The sequence below is a fragment of the Pseudomonas fuscovaginae SE-1 genome, from assembly GCF_000364705.1.
In the GTDB taxonomy this organism is placed as follows: domain Bacteria; phylum Pseudomonadota; class Gammaproteobacteria; order Pseudomonadales; family Pseudomonadaceae; genus Aquipseudomonas; species Aquipseudomonas fuscovaginae_A.
The window spans coordinates 1-415 of record NZ_AQOH01000244.1 but is presented as its reverse complement, the minus strand read 5'-3'; the positions used below and the strand labels follow the sequence as shown (position 1 = coordinate 415).

At 50.4% G+C, this 415-nt stretch carries 1 protein-coding gene; it reads right to left on the bottom strand.

The window, feature by feature from the left end; translation table 11 throughout:
* The coding region (locus K675_RS0120940; protein ID WP_017905431.1) for a transposase at positions 1-415 on the bottom strand (415 nt) is incomplete at both ends.

Sequence of the window (415 nt, the reverse complement as noted above, 5' to 3'; positions counted from 1 at the left end):
TTTTTTCGAAAAAGCGTTTTGCGTCGTCACTGAATCGCCGGGCAAAATTAGCCGCTTCGATAAAGGCCCAGATCAAGTAGGCGTTGCCATTCTTGGCATTGCCTTCACCCTTTTTCTTGCCGTTGGAGTAATGCTCACTTTTGACGCATCGAGCATAAGAAGCAAAATTTCCAACGCTGGCAAAACGCTCAATACTTCCGGTTTCCAGCATGATGACGGTTGCCAGAACTTCGCCAATCCCCGGCATCGTTTTCAATAGCGAAAACTCCGGACGTAAGGAAACCTCATGCAGCAGGCGATCCTCGATGATTTCCACTTGAGACTGCACCGCTTGAATAACGGCGACATTGGCTTTCATCGCCAGAGCCACATTCGTTGGCAGGCCAAGCCTGTCGACGGATGTGGCTGAAAGCGC